Below are 595 nucleotides of genomic sequence, written 5' to 3' on the forward strand. Positions count from 1 at the left end.
CTAGGGCCATCTTGAGGCGTGGCGCCGTCGGGCATGTGAATGTGGATGTCACGTTTCTCGTGGAAAGCCAATGGGATACCGAGGCTCTTGGCACGACTGCGAACCACCGTCAACGCTGCGGTAATGGACTCAACCATCACATCACCCAGCGAACCGGTCTTGATCAACTGGCCTTTGCCAGGCACGATAGCCGACTCAATGGTGAGCAATTCGCCACCCACTTGCGTCCAGGCAAGGCCCGTCACTTGACCGATTTGATCTTCCTGTTCTGCCAAGCCATAGCTGAATTTTCTTACACCGAGGAAGTGCTCCAACAGCTCCGGCGTCACGGTGACGGCAAAGCGTTTTTCCAGCGCATGTTCCTTCACGGCCTTGCGGCAGATCTTCGCAATTTGACGCTCAAGGCCCCGCACACCGGCTTCACGGGTGTAATAACGGATGATGTCGCGGATGGCCGCGTTATCGAAAGCCAGCTCGCCTTTCTTCAAACCATTCGCTTCAATTTGTTTCGGAGCGAGGTATTTGACCGCGATGTTGATCTTTTCGTCTTCGGTGTAGCCCGGCAGACGAATCACTTCCATCCGGTCCAGCAAGG

General features: G+C 55.5%; 1 protein-coding gene. It reads right to left on the reverse strand.

Going from position 1 to position 595, the window contains the following annotated elements; translation table 11 throughout:
• The coding region (locus tag TU75_RS26145) for a S16 family serine protease (protein WP_346243034.1) at nt 1-595 on the reverse strand (595 nt) is incomplete at both ends.

The organism is Pseudomonas poae (assembly GCF_001439785.1).
Lineage (GTDB): Bacteria > Pseudomonadota > Gammaproteobacteria > Pseudomonadales > Pseudomonadaceae > Aquipseudomonas > Aquipseudomonas poae.